Genomic DNA, 425 nt, shown 5'->3' with positions numbered 1-425 from the left:
CACTGAATTGCAATAAACCAGCATGCTGTGTGATAACAGGCTGCAGCTGTAATTCGTCGAATAAAGCGCGGATAGCGATCTCGCTGAGATCGATACCCACCAGCCGGTATCCACCTTGTCGGAGCCAGTGAATATCCAGCGACTTACCACACAGCGGCAAAAATACACGCGCGCCCGTCGCCAGCTGCAGACTCTCAAGATACTGAGTCAACAGTGGGTTCGCTTGCGCCAGATGGAAAGCGATCTCCTCGCGTTCCCATTTGCCATGCCAGAATTCTGCTTCCATTTTATTTTCCTTATGCTTGTACAGTCTGAATCTAGGATGCATACCTTTGCATCAGCATCAGTCAGATCGTTGGTTGAATATGCGTTGCCTGAAAAAGAATAGCAACTCAAGCGTACTTGAGGTCAAGTCAGGATGCATA

General features: G+C 48.7%; 1 protein-coding gene. It reads right to left on the bottom strand.

What is annotated here, in order from left to right; translation table 11 throughout:
* A partial coding sequence (locus tag KDM89_RS19930) for a class I SAM-dependent methyltransferase (RefSeq protein WP_463322636.1) occupies positions 1-286 on the bottom strand: 286 nt, incomplete at its 3' end.
* Positions 287-425 lie beyond the last annotated feature (139 nt).

The organism is Cognatundibacterium luofuense (assembly GCF_018139685.1).
Classification (GTDB): domain Bacteria; phylum Pseudomonadota; class Gammaproteobacteria; order Burkholderiales; family Burkholderiaceae_D; genus Undibacterium; species Undibacterium luofuense.
This window is presented reverse-complemented; position numbering and strand designations above follow the sequence as displayed.